Annotated in this window: 12 protein-coding genes; 9 read left to right on the top strand and 3 right to left on the bottom strand. The window is 70.5% G+C overall.

Annotated elements, in window-relative coordinates; translation table 11 throughout:
• Window positions 1-170: 170 nt before the first annotated feature.
• From ACYBYQ_RS08615 to gspN, 9 genes are all read left to right on the top strand, one after another.
• A complete protein-coding gene (locus ACYBYQ_RS08615; protein WP_459618330.1) occupies window positions 171-629 on the top strand; it encodes a hypothetical protein in 459 nt (152 codons plus the stop codon).
• A 128-nt stretch (window positions 630-757) separates the two neighbouring features.
• On the top strand, window positions 758-1129 hold the full coding sequence (gene gspG / locus ACYBYQ_RS08610) for a type II secretion system major pseudopilin GspG (RefSeq protein ID WP_459618736.1): 372 nt from the start codon (window positions 758-760) through the stop codon (window positions 1127-1129).
• Window positions 1101-1595, top strand: a complete 495-nt coding sequence (gene gspH / locus ACYBYQ_RS08605; protein ID WP_459618329.1) for a type II secretion system minor pseudopilin GspH — start codon at window positions 1101-1103, stop codon at window positions 1593-1595. Before gspG ends, gspH begins: the two co-directional genes overlap by 29 nt.
• Window positions 1579-1998: a type II secretion system minor pseudopilin GspI gene (gspI, locus tag ACYBYQ_RS08600; RefSeq protein ID WP_459618328.1), complete on the top strand. Its 420-nt coding sequence runs from the start codon at window positions 1579-1581 to the stop codon at window positions 1996-1998. The genes gspH and gspI overlap by 17 nt, the downstream gene beginning before the upstream one ends.
• Entirely contained in the window at window positions 1995-2594 is a 600-nt protein-coding gene (locus ACYBYQ_RS08595; protein ID WP_459618327.1) for a PulJ/GspJ family protein, read from the top strand. Before gspI ends, ACYBYQ_RS08595 begins: the two co-directional genes overlap by 4 nt.
• Window positions 2591-3532, top strand: a complete 942-nt coding sequence (gene gspK / locus ACYBYQ_RS08590; RefSeq protein ID WP_459618326.1) for a type II secretion system minor pseudopilin GspK — start codon at window positions 2591-2593, stop codon at window positions 3530-3532. The genes ACYBYQ_RS08595 and gspK overlap by 4 nt, the downstream gene beginning before the upstream one ends.
• Window positions 3529-4524 carry a type II secretion system protein GspL gene (gene gspL, locus ACYBYQ_RS08585; RefSeq protein WP_459618325.1) on the top strand — a complete coding sequence of 332 codons (996 nt, stop codon included), beginning with the start codon at window positions 3529-3531 and terminating at the stop codon, window positions 4522-4524. Before gspK ends, gspL begins: the two co-directional genes overlap by 4 nt.
• Entirely contained in the window at window positions 4521-5102 is a 582-nt protein-coding gene (locus tag ACYBYQ_RS08580) for a type II secretion system protein M (protein WP_459618324.1), read from the top strand. Before gspL ends, ACYBYQ_RS08580 begins: the two co-directional genes overlap by 4 nt.
• A gap of 3 nt (window positions 5103-5105) precedes the next feature.
• Window positions 5106-5840 carry a type II secretion system protein N gene (gspN, locus tag ACYBYQ_RS08575; RefSeq protein WP_459618323.1) on the top strand — a complete coding sequence of 245 codons (735 nt, stop codon included), beginning with the start codon at window positions 5106-5108 and terminating at the stop codon, window positions 5838-5840.
• 35 nt (window positions 5841-5875) lie between these two features.
• Here gspN and ACYBYQ_RS08570 read toward each other — a convergent pair whose 3' ends face one another.
• The 3 genes from ACYBYQ_RS08570 to gspD all read right to left on the bottom strand — a co-directional run bounded on the left by ACYBYQ_RS08570 (window position 5876) and on the right by gspD (window position 12337).
• Window positions 5876-8107 (bottom strand): phosphocholine-specific phospholipase C, encoded by a 2232-nt coding sequence (locus tag ACYBYQ_RS08570; protein WP_459618322.1) that lies wholly within the window; start codon window positions 8105-8107, stop codon window positions 5876-5878.
• Window positions 8108-8331: 224 nt separating this feature from the next.
• Window positions 8332-9762: a type II secretion system ATPase GspE gene (gene gspE / locus ACYBYQ_RS08565; RefSeq protein WP_459618321.1), complete on the bottom strand. Its 1431-nt coding sequence runs from the start codon at window positions 9760-9762 to the stop codon at window positions 8332-8334.
• 7 nt (window positions 9763-9769) lie between these two features.
• Window positions 9770-12337 carry a type II secretion system secretin GspD gene (gspD, locus tag ACYBYQ_RS08560; RefSeq protein WP_459618320.1) on the bottom strand — a complete coding sequence of 856 codons (2568 nt, stop codon included), beginning with the start codon at window positions 12335-12337 and terminating at the stop codon, window positions 9770-9772.
• Window positions 12338-12341: the final 4 nt, after the last annotated feature.

The raw sequence follows: 12341 nt of genomic DNA, 5'->3' as shown, positions 1-12341 counted from the left end.
TATCTCCGGAAACTGAAAAGGGGTGACGAAATGCAGGCAGGGGGCCCGCAGCACCGGCATCCTATAAACGCCCCATTACAAAATTGGGAATGAAATAAAAAATTCATCATTCAGCTTCCTGAAAGTCTTATTCCTGTCATGATGCAGCGCTACGTTCGGGGCCTCTTCGAATGCTCCGGATCATCGTGCTCACTGCCCTGCCCCTGCCCCGCCTCAACCTGCCCGCCATGGCGCGCCTGGCCGCGCTGCTCGCCGCTGCCGCGGCCGTGGGCGTATGGGGCGCGCTGCTCGGCGCGCCCCAACCGGGCCAGCTGCCGCCCGCCCTCTCGGTGGCCCCCTCCCGCCAGGCCGACGTGTCGCCCGTGGCCCTCTGGTTCGGGCGCGACGGCGTACTCCAGACCGAGGTCGCCGTGGTGGGCCTGATTGCCGGCGGCGACAGCGGCGCGGCGCTGCTGAGCGTCAATGGCGGCCCGCCGGTGGGCGTGCGCACGGGCCAGGAAGTGGCGCCGCAGATCACGCTGGTCTCGGTGGATGCCGCGGGCGTCATGCTCGACATGGGCGGCACGCGCACGCGGCTTGCGGCGCCGCCGCTGGGCGCGCCGCCCGACGGCATCCGGGTGCAGCCCTGAGCGGCTGGCGACGCAAACCTGTCATATAAATGCCGCACAATTTCGGGCTTGACCGAAAATTGGAGGACACCGTGCGCCGCACTTCCCGAATTGCCCGCCGTCAGCAGGGCTTCACGCTGATCGAGATCATGGTGGTGATCGTGATCATGGGCATTCTTGCTGCGCTGGTCGTGCCGCGCGTACTCGACCGGCCCGACCAGGCGCGCCAGGTGGCGGCGCGCCAGGACATCGCCGGGCTGATGCAGGCCCTCAAGCTCTACCGCCTGGACAACGGCCGGTATCCCAGCACTTCGCAGGGGCTGCGCGCGCTGGTCGAGCGCCCGCAGGACGCGCGCGGCTGGCGCCCGTACCTCGAGCGCCTGCCCAACGATCCCTGGGGCCATCCCTACCAGTACCTCAACCCCGGCGTGAAAGGCGAAATCGACGTGTTCTCGTTCGGCGCCGACAACAAGCCCGGCGGGGAGGAAGGCGATGCGGACATCGGCTCCTGGGAGCTCTGAGCGCGGCTTCACCCTCGTCGAGATCCTGGTGGTGCTGGTGATCGTCGGCATCGGCGTGGCCATGGTCAGCGTCTCGGCGTTTCCTTCCGCAGACGGGCGGCTGCGTGCCGACGCCGAACAATTGCTCGATGCCTTTGCGGTGGCGCAAAGCGAGGCCCGCAGCGACGGCCGCCCCATCCGCTGGCAGGCCGACGAGCAAGGCTGGCGCTTCGAGCGCCGCGGACGCACCGACCGCCTGTCCGCCCAGGACGACGCCCCGCTGCGCCCGGACCGATTCGAGCACGACGCGCTGCTGCATGGCCGCGCGTGGCAGTCGCCGCCCGTGACCCTGCAGGCCGATCCGGGCCTACCGCTGGTCTTCGACAACGAGTGGATCGCCGCGCCGTTGGTGCTGCAGCTGCAGGCCCAGGGCGACAGCCTCACCATCGTCCGCGACGCCGCCGGCCGCTATGCCATCGAACAGTAGAAAAAACGCCCTGCGGCGAAACCCGGCCGGGCGGTCGGCCCGCCAGAAGGGCTTCACGCTGATCGAGGTGCTGGTGGCGCTGGCCATCATCGGCGTGGCCATGGCGGCGGCGCTGCGCGCCATGGGCGTGATGATCGACAACAACCGCGCCCTGCACGACAAGACCCTGGCGATGCTGGCGGCTGAGAACATGCTGGCGCAGCTGCGGCTGGAACAGACGCTGCCGCGCGCGGGCACCCGCAGCGAACCCTGCGCGCAGGGCGGAGAAGCCATGGTCTGTGAAATCGAATTCACCAACTCGCTGAATCGCCGCTTCCGGCAGGTCACGGTGCGGGTCCACGAGCAGGGCAGGGACGGGGCCACGCTGGGCATGCTCAGCGGCCTGCTGTCGAATCTGCAATGACGCGACGCATCGCCGGCCTGCGCGCGCAGCGCGGCTTCACGCTCATCGAGGTGCTGGTCGCCGTGGCGCTCATGGCGCTGGTCAGCCTGATGGCATGGCGCGGCCTGGCGCAGGTCGCCACCACGCGCGAAGCGATCGGCCGCAATGCCGAGGACAACGACATGGTGATACGCACGCTGGGGCAGATGGACCGCGACCTCGCCGAAACCTATCTCGGCAGCGGCACGAGCGTGAGGACCATGCTGCCCGCCGGCGTGACGGTGCCCCCGGGCTCGGGCGCGCCGCAGCTGCGCATCGTGCGCGCCGCGCCGGGCCTGCCCGGATGGTGGCAGCAGGTGGTATGGCAGCTGCGTCCCGACGGACTCTGGCGCTATGCCGGCGCGCCGGGAGACCGCTACCCGCTGCCCGAGCCGCAATCGGGCGCCCTGGTGCTGCCCGACGTGACCGCCATGCAGGTGCGCGCCTGGGTGCCCGGACGCGGCTGGGCTGCCCTGCCCGCCGCCCTGCCCGCCCCCGCAACCGGCCTGGACGTGAGCCTGCAGCGCCGCGTGGGCAGCGTCACCCGGCCGTACAACCGCATCGTGGTGCTGCCATGAGGACGCAGCGCGCGCGCAGGCGGCAGCGCGGCGTGGCCGTGCTGGCCGCGCTGCTCATCGTGGCCGTGGTGGCTGCGCTGAGCACCAGCCTGTTCCAGCGCCAGGCGGCCGCCGTGCGCCAGACGGCCAACGCGCAGGACCGCGTCCAGGCGCGCTGGCTGCTGGTGGGGGGGCTGGACTGGGCGCGGCTCATGCTGCGCGACCATGCGCGCCGCGAGTCCACCACCCGCAACGACCAGCTCTGGGCCACACCCCTGCCCGACACCCGCATCGAACGCGCCGGAGATGCCCGTGTGGCGGTGTTCTCCGGCACCATCCAGGACGAGCAGGGCAAGTACAACCTGTACAACGTCGCCACCCTGGGCGTGGTCCAGCCGGCGCAGCTGGAAACGCTGCGCCGGCTGCTGGCCAACCTGGACCTGCCCGATACGCTGGCCGTGCCGCTGGCCGAGCGCGTGGCAGCCGCGCAGCCGCGCAGGCCCGCTGAACAGGAGGAGGCCGAGACGGCGCAGCCCTCGGCGCAGGCGCCGCTGCCGCGCGGCATCGACGAGCTGGCCGCGCTGGCCGGGGCCGACGCGGCCAGCCGCGCCAGCCTGCGCCGCGCCATGACGCTGCTGCCCACCTCGACCAGCATCAACGTCAATACCGCGCCGCCCGAAGTGCTGGCGGCCCTGGTGCCCGAGCTGTCGCTGTCGCAGGCGCGCAGCCTGGCCGGCGAGCGCGACCGCGGCCGCTGGTTCGTGAACAGCGGCGACTTTGCCAACCGCCTCGCCGGCATGGCCCGGGACATCGCGGCGCCCACCGTCGTCACGGCCAGCAGCTGGTTCATGGCCACCGGCACCGTCGTCTACGAGAACGCACGCATCACCATGCAAGCCCTGATCCGCAACAGCGCCAACACCGAACCGGAAACCATCTGGTTGCGGGAGGTACCATGAAGAACATACTGCGCATCGCCCTTCCCCGGCTGGAGGACCTGAACGCCGCCGTCCTGCTGGAGCATGCCTGGTTCGACCGCAAGGGCGAGCCGGCCCGCCAGGGCGCCCTCACGGCGGCTGCCCTGGCGGGCGCCTGGCCCGGGGTGGGCGTGTATGCGGTGCTGCATCCGGACGATGCCATCGTCGCCCGCGTCAACGTGCCGGCCGTGGCGCCGGCACGCTTCCCCGCGGCCGTGCGCGGTGCGCTCGAGGCGCTGGTGCTGAGCGACCTGGACGCCCTGGCGATCGGTCATGGAAAGCGCGAGCCCGACGGCACCGTGACGGTGGCCTGGGCCGACCGCGCTGCGTTGCACCGCGCCTGCCGCCTGTTGTCGGACGCCGGCCTGAAGCTGCGCGCCGTGGTGCCGGCGCAGGCACTGCAGCAGGACGCCGACGCACCGCCGCAGGAACGCGACGCTGCGCGGTGGCATGCGCCGCTGCCCGGCTGGACGCTGGAACTGCCCCGCCTGGCCCCCACCCACGTCTCCCCCTGGCGCCCGGCGCTGCGCTGGTCGGCCATCGCCGCCCTGCTCTGGATCGCCGGCCTGAATCTCTATGCGGGCCAGCTGCGCGGCGAGGCCGAAGCCTTGCGCGCACGCATGCAGGCGGACGTGCGCGACGCCTTCCCGGACATCCCCGTGGTGCTGGACCCCATGCGCCAGGCCCAGCAAGGCTACGAGGCCCTGCTGGCACAGCGCGGCGGCACGTCGGGCGGCGACTTCTTCCTGCTGGCGCGTGCCGCGGCCCAGGTGCTGCCCTTCGCCGCCGATGCCGTGGAGACGCTGCACTACCGCGACCAGACCCTGACCCTGCAACTGGCCGGCGCCGAAGACGAAGACGCCCGCCTGGCCGACGCCCCCGCCATCGCACAGCGCGCCGCGGCCCTGGGCGTGCGCGTCGAACGCGACGAGCAGGCCGACGGCCAGTGGCGCATCGTTCCTGTCCAACCATGATCAAATCCCTCACCCTGCCCCCCGCCCTGCGCAAGCGCACGGCGCAGGCCGCCGAATCGCTGCAGCGGCTGCGCGCCGCCCACCAGCGGCTCGCCCCGCGCGAGCGCCGGCTGGTCACCGCGGCCGCCGTACTGGGCGGCGGCGCATTGCTGTTCCTGCTGGCCATCGAACCGGCCTGGAAGTCGATGCGCGCGCTGCAGGCCGAATTGCCTGCCCTGCGCGTGCAGGCCGCCACGGTGGCGGACCTGGCCAGCCGCGCGCGGGCCCTGCAGCGCGGCGCATCGGCCGGCCCCGCCGCGCTGCCTGCCGATGCCGAAGTCGAGGCCAGCCTGCAACAGACCGGCATGGCCGCGGACCAATGGGCGATCGAGCGGCGCGATGCCGGAAGCCTCACGCTGCGCTTCGACGCCGCCTCGGCAGCCTCCGCGCTGGGATGGCTGGACAGCGCCCCGCGCGACTGGCGGCTCACGCTGAGCGAACTGGCGCTGGTGCGCCCGCGCGATGCCGACGACCGGCGCCTGCCCGGCCGCCTCAGCGGCACCGCGGTGCTGAGCACGCAGCCCAAGGCGAAGGAGTAAGGCATGACCCGTCTTGCGCGTCTCGCGGCCGTGCTGCTGGCCTGCTTCGTCGCCGCAGCCGCGGCGCTGGCCGTGCTGCCCGCACGCTGGCTGCTGCGCCTGCAGCCCGACAATGCACTGCTGACGCTGGTCGATGCCGACGGCACGCTGTGGAATGGCCGGGGCTGGCTTGCGCTGGGCGCGCCGGGCCAGCGCCGCATGCTCACCGAACCGCTGTCGTGGCAATGGCGCGGCGGCGGGCTGGAAGTTCGCCATGCATGGATGCGCGCGCCGGTGAAGATCACGCCGGGATGGCGCGGGGCGGCGGTGTCGGCGGGGCAGGCGCAGTTGCCCGCCGGCGCCCTCTACGGCCTGGGCACGCCCTGGAACACCATCGCCCCCGGCGGGCAGCTGGCCCTGCAATGGCAGCGCTACGATCCCGCGGCAGCCGCCACCGGCACGGTGGCCGAGGCCACCTGGCGCGAGGCCAGCTCGGCCATCTCGCCCGTGGCGCCGCTGGGCGATTACCGGCTGCGCCTCACGCGTGCCGACGACGGCCTGCACCTGTCGCTCGAGACCCTGCGGGGCGCGTTGCGCCTTGCCGGCGAAGGCGCCATGCGCAATGGCCATTTCCGGTTCCAGGGCGAGGCAGCCGCATCGGACCAGGCCAGCGATGCCCAGCGCGCCGGCCTGCAGGGCCTGCTGTATGCGCTGGGTCCGTCACGCGACGGCGTGCACCGGTACGGCGTGAAGGACTGAAGCCCGGGCCGGCTCCTGCGCCGGCCCGGCCGGCGTCAGCGCATGCCCAGGGCCGGGTCGCTCACCGACGGACGGCCGGTCTCGACGCGGCCGCAGAAGCGGCGCACGTAGCTCTCGTCGCCCTCCACCCTCACCGTGAAGTCGTACCAGCAGCCGCTGTCCCGCAGCGACCAGGACAGCGCCTCCCGGCGGTGCACCCCCACGGTGACGGTGCGGGCCTGGTCCGCGCCGAAATACGCGTTGGGCGTGACCACGAAGGTGCACGGCACGTTGCCCGTGTTCGACAGGATCAGCTGGACGTCGCCGTTGTCGCTGTCGTAGTCCACGCGGATCTCCGGCCGCGCCACGCGGTGCGCGTCCAGCACGCCGAGGTCGCCCTGGAAATGCCGATGAAAGCCGTTGGGGCCGAGCACCCACAGGTCATAGCGGCCGCGATCGTCGGCCGTGCTCCAGCGCCCCTCCAGCCGCATGCCGGCCTCGACCGTGTAGCGGCGCGGCCGGCGCTCCAGGTGCAGCCGGTCGTACACGTGGAATACTGCGCCCTGCCCGCCGGTGTTCGAGAAGACCAGCGTCATGTCCTGCCGGTCGTGCCGGCCCTGGTACTTGACGTCGGCCTGGCCATGGACGTGCAGCACGTAGGGCAGCGGCCGCGAGGGGCGCACGCCCGGCTCCTGAACAGGCAGCTGCTGCATGCTTTCGTCGGGCGGAGGCACCTGCGGCAGCTGTTCCTGCGCGGCACGCTCCAGGTCCGCCTCGACCTTGCTCAACAGGTCCAGGTCCGGCAACGTATCGTGATTGGGCGTGGCGAAATTGAAGGCGGAGGTCAGGTCGCCCAGCACCGCACGGCGCCAGGGGCTGATGTTTTCCTCGATCACGCCGAAGCGCGCTTCCACGAAGCGCAGCACCGAAGTGTGGTCGAATGCCTGCGAGTTGACCCAGCCGCCGCGGCTCCACGGCGAGATCACATACATGGGCACCCGCGGCCCGGGGCCGTAGACCTCGTTGTCCGCCGGATCGGTGGTGGACGCCACCGTGTGCCGCTCGGCCAAGGTGTCCACGGTGGAGGCGCCGAGCTCCCGGCCCTCGGCGTCGAGCGACGGCGCGGCGGGCGGCGGCAGGTGGTCGAAGAAGCCGTCGTTCTCGTCGAAGGTCACGAACAGCACGGTCTTGCTCCATACCTCGGGGTGCGCCGTCAGCGCATCCAGGACCTTCTGCGTATACCAGGCGCCCTGGATGGGGCTCGACGGACCCGGATGCTCGGAATAGGTATCGGTGGCGACGATCCAGGAGACCTGCGGCAGCCGGCCGTTGGCCACGTCGGCCTCGAAATCCGCCAGCATCTGCTCGGTGGCGTTCACGTCGCCGGCGTTGGGCATGGTGTTGCCCACGCCCTTGTACAAGGGATTGCGGGCCTCGATCTCCTGCGTCCAGGGCAGATACGGCGCGCCATCCGGGCCGTTGCCCTCCGCCTCGTGGGCGGCACGGTACTGGCGAAAGCCCACCAGCGGATTGTCGCCGTAGTTGTCGGGCAGGTTCTGGTATACCTTCCAGCCCACGCCGGCCTCCTGCAGGCGTTCCGGGTAGGTCTTCCACGTCCAGCCCTCGCTCGACGGGCCGAAGCCGTCGTGGCCGGCGTTGCGCGTGGACGGCCCGTTGCCCGCGCCCGAGGGGTCGTTGGTGCCGGTCCAGAGGAACAGCCGATTGGTATTGGTGCCGCCGTGCGTGGAACAGTGGTAGGCGTCGCAGAGCGTGAAGGCATCGGCCAGCGCGAACTGGAATTCCAGTTCGGCCTGCCTGTAGTAGCCCATGGAATGATCCTGCTTGTAGAGCGGCCATTTGTCCATGCGCCCGCCGTCCCAGGCGAAATGCGCGTCGGGATAGTCATGCGGGGTGCCGTCGACGCGCTGCGCATTGCCCGCCCTGCTGTCCAGGTGATAGGGCATGACCACGCGCGCCCCGTTCCACTGCTCCCAGACGCTGCGGCCCTCGGGCAGGGGAATCGTGATGCGGTCGCCAAAGCCGCGCACGCCCTTGAGCGTACCGAAGTAATGGTCGAACGAGCGGTTCTCCTGCATCAGGATGACGATGTGCTCGACGTCCTCGATGGTGCCCTTGCGGTTGTGGGCGGGGATCGCCAGCGCCCGGCGTATGCTGGGCGGGAACATCGACAACGCTGCCACGCCCGAAGCCGCCGCGGCGGAGCCCCGCAGGAAGCGGCGCTTGCCCGCGTCCACGACCACATGAAACCCGCTTTCTTTCTTCGACATCTCGCTAGCCCTATGAAGGTTGATGAGAAAAGAATGAAGGTGTGGCGTGCCGGGACGGCAGCACCGCAGGCATGCTGCGGCCGGCCCATGAAGCCTGCGTGAAACCGCCTTGATGAATCGATTACCGGTGTCATGATGCGTGCGGGCGCACCCGCGCCGCATGCACGCACCACTGTCATGTGCCGCTGTCATGTGCCGCCGGCAAGGTCGGCCGGCGGCAGGGCCTAGGCCTCGCGGGTGACGCGCAGGATCTCCTCGGGCGAGGTCGCGCCCTCGTCCACCCAGCGCTGGCCGTCCTCGCGCATGCTGCGCATGCCGGAGGCCACGGCCGCGCGGCGCAGCACCTGCTCGTCGCGCCCTTCGTGGATCAGCGTGCGCACCTGGTCGTCGACCACGAAGAGCTCATGGATGCCCGAGCGGCCCGAGTAGCCGGTATGCCCGCAGGCCGGACAGCCCACGGGACGATACACCTGTCGGCCATCGGGCAGCATTTCGGGCTTGCGGCACTCCCGGCACAGCTGGCGCACCAGGCGCTGGGCCAGCACGCCCAGCAGGGAAGACGCCAGCAGGAAAGGCTCCACGCCCATGTCGGTGAGGCGCGTGACGGCGGACACGGAATCGTTGGTATGCAGCGTGGCCAGCACCAGGTGGCCCGTGAGCGAGGCCTGCACCGCGATCTGGGCCGTTTCGAGGTCCCGGATCTCGCCGATCATGATCACGTCGGGATCCTGGCGCAGGATGGCGCGCAGGGCCGTGGCGAAGCTCATGTCGATCTTCGGGTTGACCTGCGTCTGGCCTATGCCGGGAAGATCGTACTCGATCGGGTCTTCCACCGTGAGGATGTTGGTGGTGCTGGCGTCCAGCCGCGCCAGCGCCGCATACAGCGTCGTCGTCTTGCCGCTGCCGGTGGGGCCGGTGACGAGCACGATGCCGTGCGGCTGGCGGATCAGCGTGTCCAGGCGGGTCAGCACGGCCGGGCTCATGCCCAGCTTCTCGAGCTGCAGGCGGCCGGCCTGCTTGTCCAGCAGGCGCAGCACGGCCCGCTCGCCGTGGCCCGTAGGCAGGGTCGAGACGCGCACGTCGATGGGGCGCCCGCCCACCCGCAACGCGATGCGCCCGTCCTGCGGCAGGCGCTTCTCGGCGATGTCGAGATGGGCCATGATCTTGATGCGGGAGATCAGCGCCGCATGCAGCGCCTTGCGCGGCGACACCACGTCGCGCAGCGTGCCGTCCACGCGGTAGCGCACCACCGAATGCGTCTCGAAGGGCTCGATGTGGATGTCGCTCGCGCCGTCGCGCGCCGCCTGGGCGAACAGCGCGTTGATCATGCGGATCACGGGTGCGTCGTCCTGCGCATCCAGCAGGTCGGTCACCTCGGGGATGTCCTGCATCAGGCGGTCGAGGTCGATCTCGCTTTCGGCCACGCCCATCACCGAGGCCGCATCGCCGGTATCGCTGTAGGCGGCGGTGAGCAGGGTTTCCAGCGCCGCGTCGTCGATCTCCACCACCGGCACGTCCCCGTGGCAGCGCAGCACTTCGCGTATGGCCCAGGCCGGCGTGCGCGCGCTGACCGACAATTGCGGCGCGCCGCCGCGCAGCGACAGCACGGCGCGGTGCGCGCGCGCCCAGGCATACGGCAGGGGATGCGGATTCATGGCGCGCCTACGGCTGGGTCACCAGTTCGCCGCGAAATCCCAGCTCGCGCAGCAGCTGCAGGGTCGTGTCGACGGTGGTGGCATCGCGCGCCACATCCGCGCGCACCAGGTATCCCTGATTGCCCGGACCGGGCATCACGTACGCGCTCAGGCCGCTGAGCCTGACCCTTTGCACGATCTGCTCGGCCTGCGCCGAGGTCTCGACATTGGCCAGCTGCAGCGTGGTGACATTGCGGCTCGTGTCGGGATACAGCGCTGCGATGTCCGTCGCGATGCTGGCTCCGCGCGGCAGGTTCACGCGGATGGACCTGGCATCGGCCTGGTCGGCGGCCTGCGGCATCTGGCGTACCGCGAACGTCTCCGTGGTGCGAGGAGGATCGCGCCGCATCGTCTCGGCGAGATGCTCGGGCCGCATATCGTATGGCGTGCCGGCGCGGCTGGCGGTCTGCACGCCCGCCGGCGGCAGCAGCGGCGCATCCATGTCCGGCAGCAGCCAGTGCTCGTTGGGCCGGGCCTGGCTCTGCTGGCGCCGCATGTAGTCATAGCGGTCCAGCGTCAGGCTGGCGCCCTGCTCTCCATTGCGCACCACGTAGGGACGCAGGAACACCATCAGGTTGGTCTTGGTGCGGCTGCGCGCATCGTAGCGGAACAGCGCCCCCAGGATGGGAATCTTGCTCAGCCCCGGAACGCCGTCGTTGCTGGTCGTGACGGCATCCTGCAGCAGGCCGCCCAGCACGATGATCTGGCCGTCGTCGACCAGCACGCTGGTATCGATGGCGCGCTTGTTGGTCGTGACGCCCAGCGTGGACGTGGCCGTGCTCTGGTCGACGCTGCTGACTTCCTGGTAGATGTCCAGCTTGACGGCCCCGCCTTCGGATATCTGAGGCCGGATGTTCAGTTTCAGGCCCACGTCCTCGCGCTCGATCGTCTGGAACGGATTGGTGCTGCTGTCTCCGGACGTGGTGTACTGGCCCGTGATGAACGGCACGGTCTGGCCGACCATGATGCTGGCCTGCTCGTTGTCCAGCGTCAGGAGGTTGGGCGTGGACAGGATGTTGGCCTGCCCGGTGGCCTGGAGGGCGCGCGCCAGCACGCCCAGGTTGATGATCTCGTTGCCCAGCACGTCCACCGTGCCCTTGACCACGCCCAGCGACAGGCCGCTGCCCAGCGCGTCCAGGGTCGTCGCCCCGTTGACGCTGATGCCGCTGCCGCCCAGGTTGGTGCCGCCGATGAAGCCGGTGCTGCCGTTGCTGAGGTTGCTGCTGCCGGTCATCCACTGGATGCCGAATTCGGAGGATACGTTCTCGCTGACTTCGACGATCAGGCTCTCCACCAGCACCTGGGCGCGGCGCTGGTCGAGCTGGTCGATGACCTCGCGCAGGCTGCGGTACAGGGGCTCGGGCGCCGAGATGATGAGCGAGTTGGTCGACGGGTCGGCCTGCACCACCGCTCCGTTGCCCGAATAGGACACCGGCTCCAGGCTGGTGGCCTCTCGCTGGATCTGCTCGGTCGTGCCCAGCCCCATGGACGAGGAGCCGCTGTAGCTGGCGGTCTGCGTCGCCGGCGCCGACTGGCTGCGGTTCGTCGTGGTGGCGGTGGCTGCGCCGCCCCCGGCCGCGCCGGTGGTCGAGCCCGTTCCCGTGCTGCCGGAAGGACTGTACTGCCCCTGGCCCGCGAGCAGGCCGCCCAGGATCTGCGCCATGCGCGTGGCCAGCGCATTGCGCAGATAGACCACATGCAGATTGCCGGCCCCGCGCGACTGGCTGTCGAGTTTGGCGATGAGCTGGCGCGCCAGCTGGGTGCGCGCCGGGCTGCCCGAGCGGATCACGACCGAATTGCTGCGCGGATCGGCCACCAGCGCGATGCGCTGGCCGGAATCGTTGCCCTGCTGGCCGTCCATGAGCTGGGTGGCCAGCGCGGCGATGTCGGCCGCAATGCCATTCTGCACGGGCACCACGTCGGTATCCATCGACGTGGGCACGTCGACCCTGGCGATCACCTGCGCGATGCGCTCGAGGTTGTCGGCATAGTCCGTGATGACCAGCGTGTTGTTGCCCGGGTAGGCATTGATGGGGTTGTTGGGGGCCACCATCGGCCGCAGCACCGGCACGAGGTTGGCCGCGTTCTCGTACTTCAGCGGAAATACGCGCGTGATGATCTCGCTGCCGCGGCCGGCGAACTGTTCCACCGGCACGGGCGCGGCCGGCCTTGCGCCGCCCACCACCGGGCTGCCCTGCAGTTTGCCGTCGGCCTCGGGCACCACCCGCGTCACGCCGTCGACCTCGACGATGGCGTAGCCCTGCATGCGCAATGCACCGGTCAGCATGGAGAGCGCCTGGTTGCGATCCACCGGGCGTTCCGACACCAGCGTGATCTTGCCCTTGACCCGCGGGTCGACCAGGAAGTTGCGCTGCGTGAACAGCGACAGCGCACGCAGCACCGCGGGGATGTCGGTGTCGACGAAATTGAGGCTGACTCGGTTGTCGACCTGTTGCGCGTGCGCGGCTTGGGGCGGCCACGCACAGGCAGTCGCGGCGAGCACCGCGGCCAGGCTGAACGACAGGAGTTGACGCATGGGA

Source organism: Bordetella sp. 2513F2 (assembly GCF_054642735.1).
This window is presented reverse-complemented; position numbering and strand designations above follow the sequence as displayed.